Origin of the sequence: Limosilactobacillus caviae, assembly GCF_014635905.1 — a bacterium.
GTDB lineage: Bacteria > Bacillota > Bacilli > Lactobacillales > Lactobacillaceae > Limosilactobacillus > Limosilactobacillus caviae.
Genome location: NZ_BMDS01000002.1, coordinates 127306 through 146320, shown reverse-complemented (window position 1 = coordinate 146320; position 19015 = coordinate 127306). Strand labels below are relative to the sequence as shown.

Annotated in this window: 18 protein-coding genes and 1 tRNA gene; 3 read left to right on the top strand and 16 right to left on the bottom strand. The window is 38.4% G+C overall.

Annotated features, from left to right (window positions below):
- Positions 1 to 89 precede the first annotated feature (89 nt).
- The 12 genes from IEU90_RS03465 to IEU90_RS03410 all read right to left on the bottom strand — a co-directional run bounded on the left by IEU90_RS03465 (position 90) and on the right by IEU90_RS03410 (position 14688).
- The gene (locus IEU90_RS03465) at positions 90 to 4418 is read right to left on the bottom strand and encodes a PolC-type DNA polymerase III (RefSeq protein ID WP_188357740.1); all 4329 of its coding nucleotides are present in this window, start codon (positions 4416 to 4418) and stop codon (positions 90 to 92) included.
- Positions 4419 to 4493: 75 nt separating this feature from the next.
- Positions 4494 to 6227 carry a proline--tRNA ligase gene (locus tag IEU90_RS03460; protein ID WP_188357739.1) on the bottom strand — a complete coding sequence of 578 codons (1734 nt, stop codon included), beginning with the start codon at positions 6225 to 6227 and terminating at the stop codon, positions 4494 to 4496.
- 23 nt (positions 6228 to 6250) lie between these two features.
- Positions 6251 to 7525: an RIP metalloprotease RseP gene (gene rseP / locus IEU90_RS03455; RefSeq protein WP_153709767.1), complete on the bottom strand. Its 1275-nt coding sequence runs from the start codon at positions 7523 to 7525 to the stop codon at positions 6251 to 6253.
- Positions 7526 to 7547: 22 nt separating this feature from the next.
- Positions 7548 to 8333, bottom strand: coding sequence for a phosphatidate cytidylyltransferase (locus IEU90_RS03450; protein WP_153709768.1), 786 nt, complete (start codon positions 8331 to 8333; stop codon positions 7548 to 7550).
- A gap of 19 nt (positions 8334 to 8352) precedes the next feature.
- Positions 8353 to 9132: an undecaprenyl pyrophosphate synthase gene (uppS, locus tag IEU90_RS03445; RefSeq protein ID WP_153709769.1), complete on the bottom strand. Its 780-nt coding sequence runs from the start codon at positions 9130 to 9132 to the stop codon at positions 8353 to 8355.
- 225 nt (positions 9133 to 9357) lie between these two features.
- Positions 9358 to 9921, bottom strand: coding sequence for a ribosome recycling factor (gene frr, locus IEU90_RS03440; RefSeq protein WP_153709770.1), 564 nt, complete (start codon positions 9919 to 9921; stop codon positions 9358 to 9360).
- A gap of 4 nt (positions 9922 to 9925) precedes the next feature.
- Positions 9926 to 10648 carry a UMP kinase gene (gene pyrH, locus IEU90_RS03435; RefSeq protein WP_153709771.1) on the bottom strand — a complete coding sequence of 241 codons (723 nt, stop codon included), beginning with the start codon at positions 10646 to 10648 and terminating at the stop codon, positions 9926 to 9928.
- Positions 10649 to 10729: 81 nt separating this feature from the next.
- A complete protein-coding gene (tsf, locus tag IEU90_RS03430; protein WP_163705235.1) occupies positions 10730 to 11605 on the bottom strand; it encodes a translation elongation factor Ts in 876 nt (291 codons plus the stop codon).
- 99 nt (positions 11606 to 11704) lie between these two features.
- Positions 11705 to 12496: a 30S ribosomal protein S2 gene (gene rpsB / locus IEU90_RS03425; protein WP_153709773.1), complete on the bottom strand. Its 792-nt coding sequence runs from the start codon at positions 12494 to 12496 to the stop codon at positions 11705 to 11707.
- Between the two features lie 162 nt (positions 12497 to 12658).
- Positions 12659 to 13651, bottom strand: coding sequence for a D-2-hydroxyacid dehydrogenase (locus IEU90_RS03420; protein WP_153709774.1), 993 nt, complete (start codon positions 13649 to 13651; stop codon positions 12659 to 12661).
- Position 13652: 1 nt separating this feature from the next.
- On the bottom strand, positions 13653 to 13943 hold the full coding sequence (locus IEU90_RS03415) for a GIY-YIG nuclease family protein (protein ID WP_153709775.1): 291 nt from the start codon (positions 13941 to 13943) through the stop codon (positions 13653 to 13655).
- Positions 13933 to 14688 (bottom strand): tRNA1(Val) (adenine(37)-N6)-methyltransferase, encoded by a 756-nt coding sequence (locus tag IEU90_RS03410; RefSeq protein ID WP_153709776.1) that lies wholly within the window; start codon positions 14686 to 14688, stop codon positions 13933 to 13935. The genes IEU90_RS03415 and IEU90_RS03410 overlap by 11 nt, the downstream gene beginning before the upstream one ends.
- 94 nt (positions 14689 to 14782) lie before the next feature.
- Between IEU90_RS03410 and IEU90_RS03405 the strand changes: the two genes are divergently transcribed.
- Positions 14783 to 15421: a lysophospholipid acyltransferase family protein gene (locus tag IEU90_RS03405; protein WP_188357738.1), complete on the top strand. Its 639-nt coding sequence runs from the start codon at positions 14783 to 14785 to the stop codon at positions 15419 to 15421.
- Positions 15422 to 15464: 43 nt separating this feature from the next.
- On the opposite strand, the gene IEU90_RS03400 is transcribed toward IEU90_RS03405, so the two are convergent.
- The gene (locus tag IEU90_RS03400) at positions 15465 to 15692 is read right to left on the bottom strand and encodes a YneF family protein (protein ID WP_003666855.1); all 228 of its coding nucleotides are present in this window, start codon (positions 15690 to 15692) and stop codon (positions 15465 to 15467) included.
- A gap of 73 nt (positions 15693 to 15765) precedes the next feature.
- On the bottom strand, positions 15766 to 16017 hold the full coding sequence (locus tag IEU90_RS03395) for a DUF896 domain-containing protein (RefSeq protein ID WP_153709778.1): 252 nt from the start codon (positions 16015 to 16017) through the stop codon (positions 15766 to 15768).
- Between the two features lie 127 nt (positions 16018 to 16144).
- On the opposite strand from IEU90_RS03395, the gene lexA reads away from it, so the two are divergent.
- Positions 16145 to 16771: a transcriptional repressor LexA gene (gene lexA / locus IEU90_RS03390; RefSeq protein ID WP_153709779.1), complete on the top strand. Its 627-nt coding sequence runs from the start codon at positions 16145 to 16147 to the stop codon at positions 16769 to 16771.
- A gap of 64 nt (positions 16772 to 16835) precedes the next feature.
- On the opposite strand, the gene IEU90_RS03385 is transcribed toward lexA, so the two are convergent.
- Both IEU90_RS03385 and IEU90_RS03380 read right to left on the bottom strand, forming a co-directional pair.
- Positions 16836 to 17996, bottom strand: a complete 1161-nt coding sequence (locus IEU90_RS03385) for a hydroxymethylglutaryl-CoA synthase (protein ID WP_188357737.1) — start codon at positions 17994 to 17996, stop codon at positions 16836 to 16838.
- Between the two features lie 36 nt (positions 17997 to 18032).
- Entirely contained in the window at positions 18033 to 18704 is a 672-nt protein-coding gene (locus tag IEU90_RS03380; protein WP_153709781.1) for a ribonuclease H family protein, read from the bottom strand.
- 161 nt (positions 18705 to 18865) lie between these two features.
- Between IEU90_RS03380 and IEU90_RS03375 the strand changes: the two genes are divergently transcribed.
- Positions 18866 to 18953 (top strand) — tRNA-Ser (locus IEU90_RS03375).
- Positions 18954 to 19015: the final 62 nt, after the last annotated feature.

Here is a 19015-nt window from a genome sequence, read left to right as displayed (position 1 = left end):
TGCTCACTCCCACGAGTTATTTACCATAATCATTGTAGCATGTAACTTGTCTACTGGCAAGTAATGAAGCTTTCTTCCAAAGTTATTGCTTAAAACAAGCTGAGCTGATTCTCGTCAGGCAGCTTATCTAGTACATGATTATCCGTCAAGAAATCAATAAGGGTTTGCGAAACTTTTCCCCGCTCTGCCAAATCCTCTTTAGAAAGAAATGGTCGTTCTTCACGTGCAGCCACAATTTGTTTAGCAACATTCAATCCCAAACCAGGAACTGCACGAAATGGGGCAATTAACGAATCGCCATCGATTAACCAGTCAGACGCATCTGATTTTTCAATGTCAACCATCTTAAATTTGAACCCACGCTCTAACATTTCATTTGCCAATTCAAGGATTGTCAATAAGTTCTTTTCCTTTGCACTGGCATCGTTTCCTTTATCATTTATTTCTTTCATTCGCTGTTTAACTGCGTCTTTACCATGCGACATAGCGACCACATCAAAATCATCAGCGCGGACTGAGAAAAACGCACAATAATAAACTAACGGGAAATAGACCTTAAAGTAGGCAATCCGCAACGCCATTAAGACATAGGCAGCAGCGTGCGCCCGCGGGAACATATATTTAATCTTTAAACATGAATCCATGTACCATTGCGGAACATTTGCCTCATGCATTTTCGTTTGCCATTCATCTGGAATACCGCGTCCTTTTCGCACGTGCTCCATAATCTGGAAGGCAATTTCCGAATCCATTCCATAGTGAATCAAGTCGGTCATAATGTTATCACGACAACCAATAACATTGGCGATTGTTGCAATTCCCTGCCTAATTAATTCCTGGGCATTATCCAGCCACACACCGGTTCCGTGAGAAAGGCCAGAAATTTGTAGCAATTGTGAATAATTCTTCGGGTGTGTATCTTCTAACATCCCTCGAACAAATCGCGTTCCGAATTCAGGCAATCCTAAAGTACCAGTCTTACTTTGAATCTGTTCTTCAGTTACACCTAAAACTTTAGGACTTGAGAAAAGCGCCATCACCCCTGGATCATCCATCGGAATTGATTGCGGATCAATCCCCGACAAATCTTGTAAAGCACGAATCATCGTTGGGTCATCATGCCCTAAAATATCCATTTTAAGAATGTTATCGTGGATCGAGTGGAAATCAAAGTGTGTCGTTTCCCAGGCCGCAGTTTGATCATCAGCAGGATACTGCACAGGGGTAAAGTCATAAATATCCATATCATCTGGAACAATAATAATTCCAGCTGGGTGCTGTCCGGTTGTTCGCTTAACCCCGGTTGCACCTTTAGCCAATCGATCTTCTTCAGCCTTTCGGAATTCCTTTTCGGTATCTCGTTCGTAGGCTTTAACATAACCGTACGCCGTCTTATCAGCGACCGTTCCAATTGTTCCGGCACGAAATACATTTTTTTCGCCAAACAACACTTTCATGTAATTATGGGCAATCGGTTGATAGTCACCGGAGAAGTTCAAATCGATATCTGGAACCTTATTTCCTTTAAACCCAAGGAAAGTTTGGAAAGGAATATCATGTCCATCTTTTACCATTAAAGTTCCACATTTAGGGCACTTTTTATCTGGCAAATCAAAGCCTGAACTGTATTCACCCTGGGTATAGAAATGTGTAAATTGGCAATTTGGGCATCGATAATGAGGTGGTAACGGGTTAACTTCTGTAATTCCCGACAGTGTTGCAACAACACTTGAACCAACAGAACCCCGCGATCCAACTAAGTATCCGTCTTTATTAGACTTTGCAACTAGTCGCTGGGCAATTAAGTAATGCACGGAGAACCCATTTTTTACAATACTATTCAATTCCAGTTCAATTCGGTCTTGCACTAACTGCGGCAGCGGATCGCCATACCATTTTCTTGCCGTATTCCATGTCCGATCTTGGATTTCTTGTTCGGCACCCTTCATATGTGGCGGATAAAGTTTGTCCTTCACCGGCCGAATACTATCATCAATTTCATCAGCAATTTTATTACTATTTTCAACAACAACTTCGTGAGCTTTTTCTTCACCAAGGAATGAAAATTCTTTAAGCATCTCATCAGTTGTCCGGAAGTGAACATCTGGACGTTCTGTTCTGTTTAATGGGTTAGCGCCACCCTGTGAATTAATTAGGATCTTGCGATAAATTCCATCATGCGGATCTAAATAATGAACATCACCGGTTGCAACAACTGTTTTATCAAGTTCATCCCCCAATTTCACCATATTCTTCAAAATATCTTCAAGGTGGGCTTCATCCGCGATCACCTGTTGTTCAAGTAATGGTGCATAGTTTGGTTTAGGCTGAATTTCAATAAAATCATAGTAACGAGCCTTTTCTAAAGCTTGTGAATACCCTTTTTCCATCATGGCTGTAAATACTTCTCCAGATGAACAAGCGGTTCCTAATAACAATCCTTCACGATATTTTGTAAGAACTGTTCGTGGAATCCGTGGTACCCGATAGAAGTACTCAACGTTTGACAGGGATACTAACTTAAATAAGTTTTTTAACCCGGCTTGCGTCTGTGCAAAAATTGTAACGTGGAAAGGACGTGCATGACGATAAGCATTATTTTCTTCCATGTGTTTATTCAAGTCATCAACATACTTTACGTCATAACGAGCCTCAGCATCTTTCAAGAACTTATAAAGTAAGTGTCCGGTTGCTTCAGAATCATAATTAGCCCGGTGGTGATGCTCTAAGGCAACTTTAAATTTCTTACTAAGTGTATTTAACCGGTATCCACGCATATCAGGATAAAGGAACCGTGCTAAAGGTAACGTATCAATTACCGGTTCTGTAATTCTTTCCATTTGGTGACGTTCATAGCCAGTGTTCATAAAGCCCATATCAAATGACACATTATGCCCAGCGATGATAGATCCCTTACAGAAGTCCTTAAACATTTTGAAAACTTCTTCTTCAGTTTTCGAACCTTGAACCATTTCAGTGGTGATACTAGTCAAGTTAGTTGTTTGTTCTGATAATGGAAATCCCGGGTCAATAAATTCGTCAAAGCGTTCTAAAACATTACCATCCTGCATCTTAACAGCAGACAATTCAATTACCTTATCATAGATTGCTGATAAACCAGTTGTTTCCACATCAAAGATAACATATGTCTGGTGGGCAAGTAATTGATGATTTTCGTTATATACTAATGGGATTCCGTCATCAACAACGTTTGCTTCCATCCCATATATCATTTTAATTCCTGTTTTTTGGGCAACGCTAAATGCTTCCGGAAAAGCTTGTACATTTCCGTGATCAGTCACCGCAATTGCTGGATGCCCCCACTTGTGCGCACGGGTGGCCAGTTCGGTAATTGAATTAGTGGCGTCCATCTGACTCATTGTAGTATGAGTATGGAGTTCTACTCGTTTCTCATCTTTTGGTGCTTGATCTTGCCGTTCTGTATGAGTAACTTCATTTACATCGTAGGCAGTAATTACTAAGTCCCGCATCCACGTGTCTTCCTGAACCGGACCACGAACTTTCAACCACATTCCCGCCTTAATATTTGCAAACTGGGCTTCTTCATCACTATTTCGGGAGAACTTCTTTACAGCAAACGATGATGTGTAATCAGTTATTTCAAATGTTAATAATTGGCGTCCAGATCGTAATTCGCGGATTTCAGCATTAAAGACGTATCCTTCAACAACTACAGAGCGCTCTTCACCCTCAATCTCCTTCATTTGCACAATATTTTGCTTACTATCAATTAACCGTCCTAATTGAACTGGACCATCAGCAGGAGCAACTGGTGCACTCTTTTTAGTAGCCTTAGTTGCTTCATTTTTCTTAATACGGGCAGCCGCCTTAGCAGCAAGAGCGGCATCCGCTTTTTCATGCTTAGCTTTAAGCTCCTCAATTTTGGCTTGGGAAGCCGATTGATCTACAAAAGGATGAATCCTAAATTTTGGAAAGCCAAGTTCTTGGTAAGAATTTTCAATTGTATCTAATGCTTTTTGCGCTAATAGGTCTTTGATAAGTTCATTTTCAACCACTAACGTTACCCGACCGTCTTTTACTTCGGGCGCTGTTTGTAAGCAAGCTTGCTGAAGCATTGGCGAATCGCTAACTGCATGGTTAATAATAAACTGCCAATAATTAGCGATCTGAGTCCCATCAAGTTCAGTCATCGGTGTACTAATTTTTAAGCTAACTTTTGCAATATCCTTAAACCCTAATTCTAAGCTTTGATTAAATTGAGTAAAAAGATCATATGGCAAGGCTTTATTAAAGATTAAGTGAAACTCCCAATGACGAGACTTTTTATGAACAACAACCGATTGAACTGCGGCATTTCTGAATGCAGAATTGTCTTTTTCGGGAAAATGAATCTGTTCTAGTAGTTTTCCAAATAATTCTTGGCGACTTAATCCCACGTTCTAATCCTCCTACTTAAAAATGTGGTGCGAATAACGTTATCTATCATAACATCGCAACCACATTAATTTAAATTATTTATTTGCTTCTTCGTTTAATTGCTTTAATAAGATGCCAATTGTATTTACTAATTCTTCTTGCTTAACTTCTACAGTTTCACCAGTTTTGCGAATCTTAATTTCAACAATTCCATCTTGAGCTTTCTTACCAACAGTAACTCGAATAGGAATCCCAATTAAGTCAGAATCGGCAAATTTTACTCCAGCTCGTTCTTTACGGTCATCAACAAGAACCTCATAACCCGCTTCGGTTAGCTGTTGGTCAATCTTATCTGCCATTGCCATTTGATCTTCTTTTTTAGCATTAACAGGAATAACGTGAATGTCAAATGGAGCAATGCTGTCTGGCCATACTAATCCATTTTCGTCGGCATTTTGTTCTGCAAATGCGGATAGTAAGCGTGATACACCAATTCCATAACATCCCATAATTACATCTGTTAACCGACCATTTTGATCTAGAACTTGTGCCCCTAACTTTTGAGAATAGAGAGTTCCAAGTTTAAAAATATGACCAATTTCAATCCCATTAGTAAATTTAATTGGATTTCCATCAGGAGCTATTTCTCCTTCTTTAACATTACGGAAATCGCCAAATTGGTCAACTCGGAAGTCACGATCAATATTAGCATTAACATAGTGGTAGCCATCTTCATTTGCACCGCATGCCATGTTAACTAAGACCTTAACATAATTATCAGCAAGAATCTTTACATCTTCGTTTACGCCTACCGGACCTAATGAACCTGGATGAGCATTGAGGTATTTCATTGCATCTTCTTCAGTAGCTAATTCAAGTTCCTCGCAATCCAACGCATTAGTAACTTTTGCTTCATTTACTTCATCATTACCACGCATTAACACTAATACTGGTTGATATTCATTCTCGCCCATCTTAGCAATGTACAACATTGATTTGATTACTTGGCTAGAATCCATATCAAGACTCTCAGCAGCCTCATCAACCGTATGCGCTCCAGGAGTTGCTTTCTTTTCTAACGGTGCTTGAGCGGCTGTTTGTTGAACTCCGGTAAATTTACTTACCGCCTTCTCAAGATTAGCTGCATAATCACCATCAGTATAAGCAATAACATCTTCTCCGATTTCCGCAGGTGCAGAGAATTCTTGCGAGTTTTTGCCTCCAATTGTTCCTGAATCAGCTAAAATCACTTTATAATTCAGACCAATCCGATCAAAAATATTACGGTAAGCCTTAGCCTGTAATTCATAAGCATCATCGAGCCCTTTTTGATCTGCAGAGAAGGAATAACCATCTAACATTTCAAATTCTTTTCCTCGAAGGATACCATAACGGGGACGGTCTTCATCACGAAACTTATCTTGTAACTGATAGACAACTAAAGGTAATTTCTTATATGACTTAATACTATCACGGATTACTTCAGTAAAAGTTTCTTCATGAGTTGGACCAAGAATAAATTCACGATCACGACGATCAGTTAATTTAAATAAGTTGTCTCCATAACTCTCATAACGTCCCGACTTCTTCCATAAGTCAGCAGGAACAAGTGCAGGCATCATCATTTCAATAGCGCCAGCACTTTCCATCTCATCACGAATAATGCCTTCAATTTTCCGAATAACTCGATACGCTAATGGCAAATAAGACCACACACCAGCAGATACTTGATAAATGTAGCCTGCCCGAATCATCATTTTATGGCTTAAGACTTCCGCATCGCTTGGAGCCTCTTTTTTTGTTGGAATTAATACTTTTGACTGTTTCATAAAGAATATACTCCTTTGTTAAATTACCGAATAAAATATCTCTGAATATCGTTCCACGTTACTAGAACCATTAATGTTAATAAAATCAAGAAACCAATCATTGTGATAATACCTTCAGCTTTTTCTGGAATTGGCCGCCGAATTATCGCCTCAACAATATTTAGCAGTAACTTGCCACCGTCCAATGCCGGAATTGGTAGCAGGTTAACAATCCCTAAGTTAATAGATAATAGCGCCAAGAAGTTTAAGACACCATTGATTCCTAATGAAGTAGCTTGTGAAGTACCAGCATAAATTGCGACTGGACCTCCTAAATCATTTAAGCTAAAGCCATGAGTTACCATATGACCAAGAACACTAAATATCAATGTACCAGCCTGAATAAATTGCTGCCAACCAAACTTTAAGCGGGCTGCAAGGCCAGTCTCTTGTTTCTCAACAATTCCAATTTGTCCCACTTTTTGGTGACCGCGTTCCACCGCTTTAGGTTTAAGCTTAGTTTGATAAGTGTGCTTCCCCCGTTCATATGTAATCGTTACGGTTTTATTAGGCTTACTAGAAATATTTGTTGAAAGATCCGTCCAGTTGTTTATTTTCTGGTTATTGACTTTTGTAATTCGATCTCCCGCAGTTAAGCCCGCTTTAGCTGCAACAGAGCCTGTATTAACATGGCCTAATTGATTACTATTGGTTGGAACACCTGTTAAGGTAAATCCAAGAATGATAAATACTACTAATGACAAAATAAAGTTATTCATTGGTCCTGCAAAGTTAGTCATCATTCGCGCCGGAAGACTTGCAGAGCGAAATTGTACATCTCGTGGTGCAATCTGTACTTCAGTGCCATCACGTTCAATAATCATTGCATCATGGTCAACACTGTATACTTTTAGTTGATCTTCATCGCCATTGACGTATCCTTTTATCCATAAACCATCTTCTAAATCACAGGCAGCCAATTGAAGGGGGATTCCTTGAAATAGGGTTGTCTTATCACTGGCATTAATACTGATAACTTTATCTTGATCATTTAATTGAATTGTCAGTGGCGTCCCTGGTTTTAATTCATCTTGGTCTTCATCGTCAGCACCAGCTAAACGAACATATCCACCCAACGGTAGAATTCGAATTGTATAGGTAGTACCATTTTTTCGTTTCCACCAAATTTTTGGCCCCATACCTATTGAAAATTCACGAACTAAAATTCCTGCTCGTTTAGCAAAATAATAGTGGCCGTATTCATGAACAAGGACAAGGATTCCAAAAACAATAATAAATGTAATAATTGTTATTATCAAAAAATCTCTTCCTTACCTTTAATTAAATGATCCCTAATAAATGAAGCATTGGCATAACAATTAACATGCTATCAAAACGGTCAAGAATACCACCATGTCCAGGAAGAATCTTTCCCGAATCTTTCACTCCATAGTAGCGTTTTAATGATGATTCAATCAAATCACCAAATTGACCAAATATTGAAAGAATTAGAGTAACAAATATCATCGTTACCCAGCCCGCACCGACAGGAATAAAGTAACAATAGACAGCTAAAATAATAATAGCTGCTACAGTTCCGCCAATCGAGCCTTCCCAAGTTTTATTCGGACTAATCTTAGGAGCAAGTTTGTTTTTACCAATCTTTCGTCCAATTAAATAAGCCCCACTATCTGTGATCCAAACAATTAGCATTCCATATAACAATGTTTGAAAGTTAATTGCACGAGCAGTAATAAAGTAATGGAATCCGATTCCAATATAGAGCATTGCTAATGTCAAAACACCAGCATCATCAAAAGTAAAACGCTGCTTCCGAATGACTGTATGTAATAAGAGTAAGACTACTAAAATATAGAAGCCAAACCACCGCGTTGCAACGCTGGGTAAAAAGTCAAGCCAGCTATCAGGCAGAATCAATAGGGCAACACCCAAATAACTAACTAAAGCTTCAAATGATATTACAAACATTTTTTTCATTACTAACACTTCTGACATTGCAACAATCCCAAGTGCAACTGCTGCAATTGTTAGTGGCCAATGACCATACACTATAAGCGGTATAAAAATTGCAAGTGCAATTACCGCGGTCGTTATTCTTGTTTTCAAAACAAAATCCCCTTATTAATTATTGATTTTTTAAACCACCAAATCGTCGATGACGTCCTTGATATGCAATAATTGCATTTTCAAGTGATTTGGCATTGAAGTCTGGCCAATGCTCCGAAACAAACTCTAATTCACTATAAGCAATTTGCCAAAGCATAAAATTACTGATTCGTTCCTCACCACTTGTCCTAATCAAAAGATCCGGATCGGCATATTCACCTAATTGTGCCGACATAAGATAGTTGCTAAATGTAGTTTCAGTAATGTCAGTAATATCAAGGCTGCCAGACTTAACATCTTCAGCAAGTTTTTGCGCAGCTTGAGTTAGCTCATCACGACTACCATAATTCAAAGCAAAGTTTAAGATCATCCCATCACAATTAGCGGTGTCTGCCATTGCATCACGAACCGCTTGCTGGGTCGATTCTGGAAGCCGCGTGATATCACCCATTACAGTTACCTTAACATTATGTTTAACCAAATCTGGCACAAAGGTTGAAAAAAACCGAACGGGTAACTGCATTAAATAGCTAACCTCGGAAGAAGGCCGTTTCCAATTCTCAGTTGAAAAGGCATATAGCGATAGGACTTTTATTCCCAGTTCACTGGCAGCAATTGTAACTTCTTTTACAGTCTGCATTCCTTGTTTATGACCGGCTACTCGCGGAAGATGGCGTTTTTGTGCCCATCTACCATTACCATCCATAATAATAGCAACATGATTAGGAATCCTTTCCATATCAAGTTGTTGATTTATTTTGTCATTTTTATTTTTGGAAAACACTAACTGTTCCTCCATTTTTATTATGTACTTAGGATTAATTAGCGAAACATTCGTCACAATGTTAAAACTTGAAAATTAAATCCCGCCAATTAATTATAGCCTTTATTATACCAGAGGCAAAATTTCTTTTGTTAATCCGCAATAAATTGTTACATAGTTTTAGCATAAGCACTCGAAATTTGACAAAAATAAAAGGCTGTGGACTCGTTTTAGGTTCACAACCTTTTACAACCAAAGAAATTAGCCTTCCATTAATTCCTTTTCTTTTGCACTTGCAATATCTTCAAGGTTTTTAATTCCAGCATCAGTTTCATTTTGGACTTTCTTTTCAAGATCATGAAATTCATCATCATTAAAGTCCCCGCTCTTGTTCCCCTTCTTTAGGTCATCCATTGCTTCACGACGTACATTTCGAACAGCAACTTTGGCCTTTTCTAATTCTGCTTTTACATCTTTTACTAATTCTTTTCGCCGATCTTCCGTTAATTGGGGAATAATCAACCGAATTGAACTTCCGTCGTTTTGTGGAGTTAATCCCAGATTTGAAGCATAAATTGCCTTTTCAATTTCTTCAAGTACACTCTCATCGTAAGGCGTAATTAACAATTGACGCGCTTCTGGAATTGTAATTGATGCAACTTGGTTTAATGGAGTAGGTGCCCCATAGTATTCAACCTTAACTGAATTTAATAAACTAGCATTAGCTTGACCTGCACGAATGTCTGCAAGGGTCCGTTGCAAGGCATCACCTGATTTTGCCATTTTTTTCTTGGCATCATTTAAAATATCTTTTCCTGTAGCCATATTATTAGTCTCCTTCAATTGTCGTACCAACTTCTTCGCCAGTTACTACTTTCATGATGTTTCCTGGTGTATTCAGATTAAAGACTACCAATGGAATGTGGTTGTCCATTGATAATGAGCTGGCAGTAGTATCCATTACATGCAAATTCTTTTCGATAATATCCATATGTGTCAAATGATCGAATTTGGTAGCGTCCTTTACTTTATTTGGATCAGCAGAGTAAACGCCATCAACACCATTTTTCCCCATAAGAATTGCATCAGCATTGATTTCAGCAGCCCGTAACGCAGCTGTTGTATCAGTAGAGAAGTATGGGCTTCCCGTTCCACCAGCGAAAATAACAATTCGATCTTTTTCTAAGTGCCGAATTGCTTTACGCCGAATATATGGTTCAGCAATCTGACGCATTTCAATCGATGTTTGTACCCGCGTTGGAACATCAATTGATTCGAGAGCATCTTGTAATGACAAGGCGTTCATAATCGTTGCTAACATTCCAATATAGTCAGCCTGAGCACGTTCCATCCCTAGTTCAGCACCAGTAACACCACGCCACATATTACCGCCACCAACAACGATAGCAATTTGAACTCCTAAGTCATGAACTTCTTTTAGTTCTTTAGCAACGTCTTTTAATACCGGTGGATTAATTCCGAAACCTTTATCTCCTGCTAATGCTTCTCCACTAAGCTTTAATATAACTCGCTTATACTTAATGTCTGCCATGCGATATCCTCCTTGAATTTGCAAGCTAATTTCTAAAAAAGGACGTACTACATTGAGTACGTCCTCCTACCGACCGAACGCTTAGTTCATTTGGTCTTTAACTTCTTGAGCGAAGTCATCTTGCTTTTTTTCGATTCCTTCACCAACTTCGTAACGAATAAAGGACTTCAATTTACCATTTTTACTTGTAACATATTGTTCAACAGTTTGGTCAGAGTCCTTAACAAAGTCTTGATCAGCCAAGCAAATTTGTGAAAGGAACTTGTTTAAACGACCTTCAACAATCTTGTCAACAATCTTTTCAGGCTTACCTTCGTTTAAGGTTTCTTCCTTAAAGATAGCACGTTCATGGTCAAGACGTTCTTGAGAAACATCATCACGAGTCATGAATTCTGGATTAATAGCTGCAACGTGCATTGCAACATCCTTAGCAGTATCGTCATCAGCGCCTTCTAAGACAACTAATGCTGCAATTTGACCACCTTGGTGTAAGTATGCACCAAAACTGTCACCATCGTTCTTTTCTACAACAGTGAACCGACGAAGGCTAACCTTTTCACCAGTCTTTTGTGTAGTACTGATAATATCATCATTTAATGTGCCATTTTCAGTCTTAATTTCTAATGCTTCTTCAACATTAGCAGGCTTATTTTCACTAATTAACTTAGTAACCTTCTTTAATAAGTCCTTGAATGGTTCACTAGCAGCCACAAAGTCAGTTTCTGAGTTTAATTCAACAATTGCAGCAGTGTTGCCATTAACAGCAATATCAGCTAAACCTTCAGCTGCAACACGATCACTCTTCTTGGCAGCTTTTGCGATACCCTTTTCCCGAAGATAGTCCATTGCCTTGTCCATGTCACCATCACTAGCAACTAATGCCTTTTTAGCATCCATGATACCGGCACCGGACTTTTTACGTAATTGCATAACTTGAGCAGCTTTAATTTCAGCCATGACGAAATCTCTCCTTTTATTTAATATCTTAGTTGAAAAAAGGGCTGTTCAGTACTCAGGCCAGAATGGTCCGTACAAAACAGCCCAAGAATTAATATTTTAGTCTTCTTTACCTTCAACGCTGTTCTTTAAGTTCTTTAATGAATCTTCAGTAACAGTTTCATTAGCAGCGTTGTCATCAGCAGCAACTTCTTGTTGAGCATCATCTTGACCTTGCTTACCTTCAACAAATGCATCAGCCATCTTTGAAGTGATTAAGCGAACGGCACGGATAGCATCATCGTTTGATGGGATAACGTAATCAATGTCGTCTGGGTCAGTGTTAGTATCAACCATGGCAACGATTGGGATGTGTAACTTTTGAGCTTCCTTAACAGCAATTTGTTCCTTGTGAGGATCTACGATGAACATAACATCTGGGATCCGTGGCATATCTTCAATACCACCAAGGAAACGTTCAAGCTTTTCACGTTGCTTAGTTAAAACGGCAACTTCCTTCTTAGGAAGAACATCAAATGTACCGTCTTCGCTCATCTTCTTAAGTTCTTTCAAACGAGCAATCCGTGATTGGATAGTCTTCCAGTTAGTTAAAGTACCACCTAACCAACGATGGTTAACGTAGTATTGACCTGCACGAGTTGCTTCTTCTTCAATAGCATCTTGAGCTTGCTTCTTTGTACCAACAAATAAGGCAATACCGCCGTTAGCAGCAACATCCTTCATGTAGTTGTAAGCAGTATCAATTAACTTAACAGTCTTTTGTAAGTCAATGATGTAAATACCGTTACGTTCAGTAAAGATGTATTCTTCCATCTTAGGATTCCAACGACGAGTTTGGTGACCAAAGTGGACACCGGCTTCAAGCAATTGCTTCATAGATACAACAGACATAATATACCTCCAAATTGTTTTTCCTCCCCAGTCTTCTCCTGGCAATGGGACTTAAATAAAGCACCCTCACCACCATCGTTCTGGGTGTGAAATTGGCGTGTAACACCGAAATATAGTATACAAAAAAGCTTACTACCTGACAAGCTTTTTCACTAACTTATTTTAAAATTTAACCAACTTATCAGATGTTCCAGTTGTAATTAAATCCAGATTAGCAGATAGGCTCATTTTAACCATGTTTTTAATGGCCTGATCAGTATAAAATGCAATATGCGGTGTGATTAAAACATTTGGCCGTTTAACTAAATTCTTAAATTCATTATAATCAACACTCTGTTCGTCAATTTGCTGATTAAAGATCTTAGTTTCTCCAGTCATCACATCTAAAGCCGCTCCACCGACTTTACCACTGTCTAATGCCGCAATTAACGCCTCTTCATCTACCAACGGCCCTCTTGCTGTATTAATAAGCAAAACTCCATCGCGCATCATTGAGAAGGTCTCTTTATTAAGCATCTTATCAGTTGCAGGAACATGAGGTAAGTATAGAGAGATAATAGTTGCACGTTTATATAATTCTTCTAAGCTAACATATTCGACAATTCCGTCTAGTTCTTTATTTTTGTGACGGCTATATGCGATTACCTTAGCGCCAAAACCAGCAAAAATTTTGGCAGCAGTCGATCCAATATTACCGGTTCCAACAATCCCTACTACTTGTTTATTCATTTCTTTAGCAATATGCGGCGCCCAATTATAGTCTCCCTTAGCTAGTTTTAGGTAAAATTCTTTTGTTCGGCGTAAAAGGTTAAGCGCTTGGGTAACTGAAAATTCCGCAATTGCAGCCGGTGAGTAAACAGGCACGTTTGTAATTTGAAAACCCAGTTCAGTTGCCAACTGGTGGTTAATATTGTCTACTCCAACATTTCGTAAAGACATTTTGGTAATTCCATTTAAAGCTAATTGCCGTAATGCCTCATCTGGATAAGGCTTTTGCTGAAAAACAACAACCCCATCGCTTCCTTTAGCAAGTTGAACACTCTTTTCATTCAAAAGTTCTGTTGTTGTTTCAACAGTAACTTCTGGATGCTCATCCTGCCATTCCTTAATATAAGGTACCTCATCGCTGTATACACCATATACATAAATTTTCATATCAATTCCTCCGTAAATTTAATAAATTAACGCCATGTTCTTTTAAGTAATTTTCTTTTTGGCGTCGCGTTTGATGCTTGAAATGGTATTCGGCACTTAAAGCATCATGCTTTGATGTGAATTCCTCTGAATAAATAAGTTTTAGCGGATGCCGTTTCTTAACACGCGTATACTTTGCTCCCTGATAAACTTGGTGTGTATGAACACGGCGCTCAACATTGTTAGTAAACCCACAGTAAAGGGTATCATCAGCACAGTAAAGGACGTAAATATAGTAATTCTCACTTGCCATATAATAGCTCCCGAACCGCAGCGGTATAACTACCATCACTTTCATGAACGATTAATGGCGGAACAATTTTCATTCCTCCTGGCTTCCCATCTTTAATCAGCTCAAGCAATAAAATATTAGCATCTCGATCCGGTTTAGGATAAATAAATTGTACTCTTTTAGGCGCCAATCGATTTTTCTGACAAACTTGAAGAATTTCGCCCAATCGATCCGGACGGTGAACAAGATAGCCATGTCCGTTCATCTTTAATAACCCGCTCATCTTTTGAATAACCGTTGTTAAATTAGTAGCTATTTCATGACGCGCAATTGCCAAAGCTTTATTAGGATTTTTTTGACTTTGAGCTGTAACCGGAAAATAGGGAGGGTTACAGAGAACAATATCAACTGAATCTTTTGGAACGTATTTATTAATATTAGCAATGTCATCATTAACAACTGTGTAACGATCTTGTAAGTTATTTAATGCGATTGAACGGCTTGCCATATCAGCAATTTTGGGTTGCAATTCCACTTCTGTAAAGGTTCCCCCTAATTTATCATGAAGGAAAAGACCAATTGCACCATTGCCAGCACATAGATCAACAATTTTTATTTTTTGCCGATGATTCACGCGAACAAAATCAGCTAATAATACTGCGTCCAGTGAAAAAGCAAAATAATGAGGGTTTTGTATTATTCGTACATCTTGACTATATAATTGATCAATTCTTTCATCTTTTTTTAAGATTCTTTTATTTTCCATTCTTTTCTCCATTATTTTTATACTTGCAAGATTAGCTTTTTTTCGTCATACTGATGAACGAAAACTTTATTTTGTTATAGATTGGAAGATTAACATGCTCTACACTTTCCTTGTAAAAATCGTTAATCCATTTTTAACATTGATTAACGGTCGTCCCCAAATATATAATCGGGAAAAAATCCCAGATGGCAATTATATTATTATTGCTCCTCACCGTACATGGATGGACCCTGTACTCCTAGCTCTTGCTGTTTGGCCTAAAAAATTCAGTTTTATGGCTAAAAAAGAGCTCTTTAAAAATCCGTTTGCTAGTCGGTTCTTAAAAGCGCTTAATGCTTATCCGGTTGATCGAAAGAATCCAGGCCCTTCTGCAATCAAAAAACCAGTTACTATTTTAAAGAAAACAGATCTATCAACAATTATTTTCCCGAGCGGATCACGTTATTCATCGAAACTAAAAGGAGGCGCGACTGTTATTGCAAAAATGGCTAATGTCCCTTTAGTTCCCGCCGTTTACCAAGGGCCATTAAAGTTTAGCCAATTGTTTACTCGCAAGCCACGGCACATTGCATTCGGCGACCCAATTTACATTGACCGTAAGCAGCGACTTACTCCTGAGGTACAGGCTGCTTTGGAAAAACAAATGCAAGACGCCTTTGACAAGCTCGATAAGCAGATTAATCCCGAATACAAATATATTGTCCCACCTAAACCTAAAGACGATGAATTTTAATTCGCTAAATAAAAGGATGTGATAAAAATCACATCCTTTTATATTATTTACGATTTGATTTTTTTGCTTGTGCTTTCATCGCTTGCATCATTTGATGTAATTTACGACTTGATGGTTTTTGCCCCATTTGAAGCATCATTGTCCGCAGCATCTCTTCCGAAATCGGTGGATTATTGCGGAGGTAGTTTTCCATGTATTTACGTGCACCAAAGAAGCCGATAACTAAACCGACTAATAGTGCAAGAATCATTAGCATGATCGTCATACCCACAATTACTTCCTCCTTTGCTCGTTACCTATCCATCTTACACGAAAGAGTAATTTTTGAAAAGGCCAAATTGTCTTTAATCATCACGAAGCCCTTTTTTACGTTGGATTTCACGAACTTTTTCTGGCGTTACTTCTTTACCCTCTTTATCAAAGATTCGCATCATTTCAATGTTGCTACGCATTGCTTCCCGGAAATTCTTTAAATATTCCTTTCGTAAGCGTTCTCGTTCTTTAGTTTCTTCTTCAGTTAGACCTTCTTCTTTATTTTTATGAGCAAGCTCATTGATTCGCTTTAAAAGCTCTTCTTGTTCTTTAGATTCAGCCATCATATCATCTCCTTAGCAAGACTGATTTTACTTATTTTATAAAAATAATGCAAATCACGAACGTACGTTTGAAATATGCGTCCATCTATGATAAGCTTAACACAATTAATGATAATGAGGTGTCAATATGGCAAAGGCAGCGAAAAATAAACAAATGGCCGTACTAAATTATATCCATAAACAAGTTGAAGATCACGGCTATCCACCGACTGTCCGCGAGATTTGTAGTGCTGTCGGATTATCTTCTACATCCACTGTTCACGGACATATTTCCCGCTTGATTGAACAAGGTTTCTTACAAAAGGACCCTTCTAAACCACGAGCCTTGGAAATCACTCCAAAGGGTCTTGATATTTTGGGAGTAAAGCCTACCCAAAAAGAAATTCCAATGCTAGGTGTAGTTACAGCTGGTCAACCGATTTTGGCAGTTGAAAATGCTACTGAATTTTTTCCGATACCTCCTACCATTCAAGATAACAATGACCTTTTCATGCTTACTATTCGCGGTACTAGTATGATCAAAGCCGGAATCTTTAACGGTGATCAAGTTATTGTCCGTAAACAGGCTACAGCCAAAAACGGTGAGATTGTTATTGCGATGAACGATGACAATGAAGCAACCTGCAAACGCTTTTACAAGGAAAAAGATCGGTTTCGTCTACAGCCAGAAAACGACACTATGGAACCTATCTTCTTAGATAATGTTAAGATCTTAGGCAAAGTTGTCGGCTTATTCCGTGACCATATCTTTTAGAGATACTTATAAAAAAGCAACTGGAGATAACATAAAGTTCCAGTTGCTTTTTACGTTTAAAATATTATTTGATTTGATAAATACGCTGATGATTTTTCTGCCCTTTCAAGATAAAAGTTGAATGATCATTGGCGTCATCAAATTCAATATCTTTATCATTCATTCCTAGCTGGCTATTAAACATTTTTTCATACTGGGCTACCGACACTTGCTGACGATTTGCTAATTCTTGCGCAACATCATTCATATATTTCTGATACCCCTCTTCTAAAATTCCAGTGTAAAATTCCCCTTCAGCACCAGAACCATAACTGAACAGTCCGATCCGGCTACCTGCTGTTAGATCTTTACTATTTTGAAGAAGCGACATCAGCGATAAATATAAGGATCCTGTATACAGGTTACCAACTTTCCGCGAAAAAAGTTGGCTAGCTGTTAATTCGTCTCGCAAATGATTTGCTGTTTCATCATTTCGATCACCCAGCAACCCTTCTAGACCCTTTTTACCCATTTTAGTAAACGGCATATGAAACGTAAGTGCTACAAAATCTTCAAGTCCGCGTCCGGTTAATTGCTGGTAACGGTTAAATGTCCGCAAGAAGAAATCGATATAAACATTTGTTGAGTATTTTCCGTCAACTAATGCTTCTGTTGCATACAGGGGCCGCCAGAAATCCATAATATCCTGACTATAAGCGACGGTTGTATCCTCTAGCGATAAAAGGTGAGGATTAGAAGAAATTAACATTGCTACTGCCCCAGCGCCTTGTGTAACTTCCCCAGGAGTATTTAACCCATAGCGCGCAATATCAGCTGCGATCACAAGAACGGTTTCTTGAGGATTGAGTGCTACTAATCCCTTGGCAAATTGCATACCGGCTGTTGCCGAATAACATGCTTCTTTCATTTCTACTGTTCGCGTGAAATCATTAAGCCCCAGTAATCGCTTAATATAAATAGCACTTGCTTTAGAATTGTCAATTCCGGATTCTGTAGCAACAATTACCGTTGAGATATTTTTAGCCAAGTCAGGGGTTAGTAATTTCTGCGCAGCTGCCGCACCTAAAGTAACAATATCCTGCGTTGGTGGCACAACGGCTTGCTGATCTTGACCAATCCCAATCGTAAATTTATTAGGATCTACACCCCTCTCCTTTGCTAATTCAACAAGGTCTACATATTCATTTGTCGTTGCAAATGCCATTCTATCAATACCAATTCTCATTTCTCTCATCCTTTTACTAAGATTATTTATTTAATATTATAACTTATCCATTGTTTGATTTAATAATTCATCAACCTGATTATTTCCAGCATTAGTCGAATGTCCCTTAGTCCAATCAAAATGTAGATCAGTAAATCGAGGCAGAAGGTGAGCTATCTCTTTCCACAGCATTTGGTTTGCCACTGGCTTACCACTAGTGGTTACCCATCCACAACGCTGCCAGTTAGTTAACCACCCTTGAACAATCGGGTCAAGAACATAGTGTGAATCTAAAATTGCAATAATTTTTTTGTTTTGTAAATTAAGTGTTATTAACTTCTTTAACGCATAGACCAACGCTGTTATTTCCATCTTATTATTTGTTGCGCCCAGCTCACCATCAGTACCTGTATAATTTTTATCGTTAGTCTGAATTAAGTATGCCCAAGCTGCCTTATCATCACTTTTAACGTGTTGACCTAATTTATTTCCATGGTTGCGTGAACCACCATCAGTATAAATGTAGATAGCATCAGAAGCATTTATACTTTTTTGAATTGGCATCACAGTTTTCTCTTGTGCATTTAACCACTGCTTAGCACCTATAATCGTTGCGAATCCTTTAAACTTAGCATTAGGATATCCGTTAACCTGTCTTTGGCATTCTGCCCAGCTTTGATAAATTCCCGGTTGCCGTCCTTTTTTCACTGCATAATATTTCTTTGCCATAAAAATCCCCTATTAAACTTGTAAAACGTTATATCATACATTAAGATATCATATCAGTTCAAAATCGTTTCTGCAAAACTAGGCTTCCTATTTTTACCACTATCTAATAATTCCTTTACGCTTTATTATTTTTTTGTTACAATAATAAAGTTAATAAATATGGAGACATACTCAAGTGGCTGAAGAGGACGGTTTCGAAAACCGTTAGGCGTGTAAAAGCGTGCAGGGGTTCAAATCCCCTTGTCTCCTTTTTGAAAAGTCTTGCTGATATTCAATAGTTGTTAAAACATTGATATATCAGCATTTTTTAT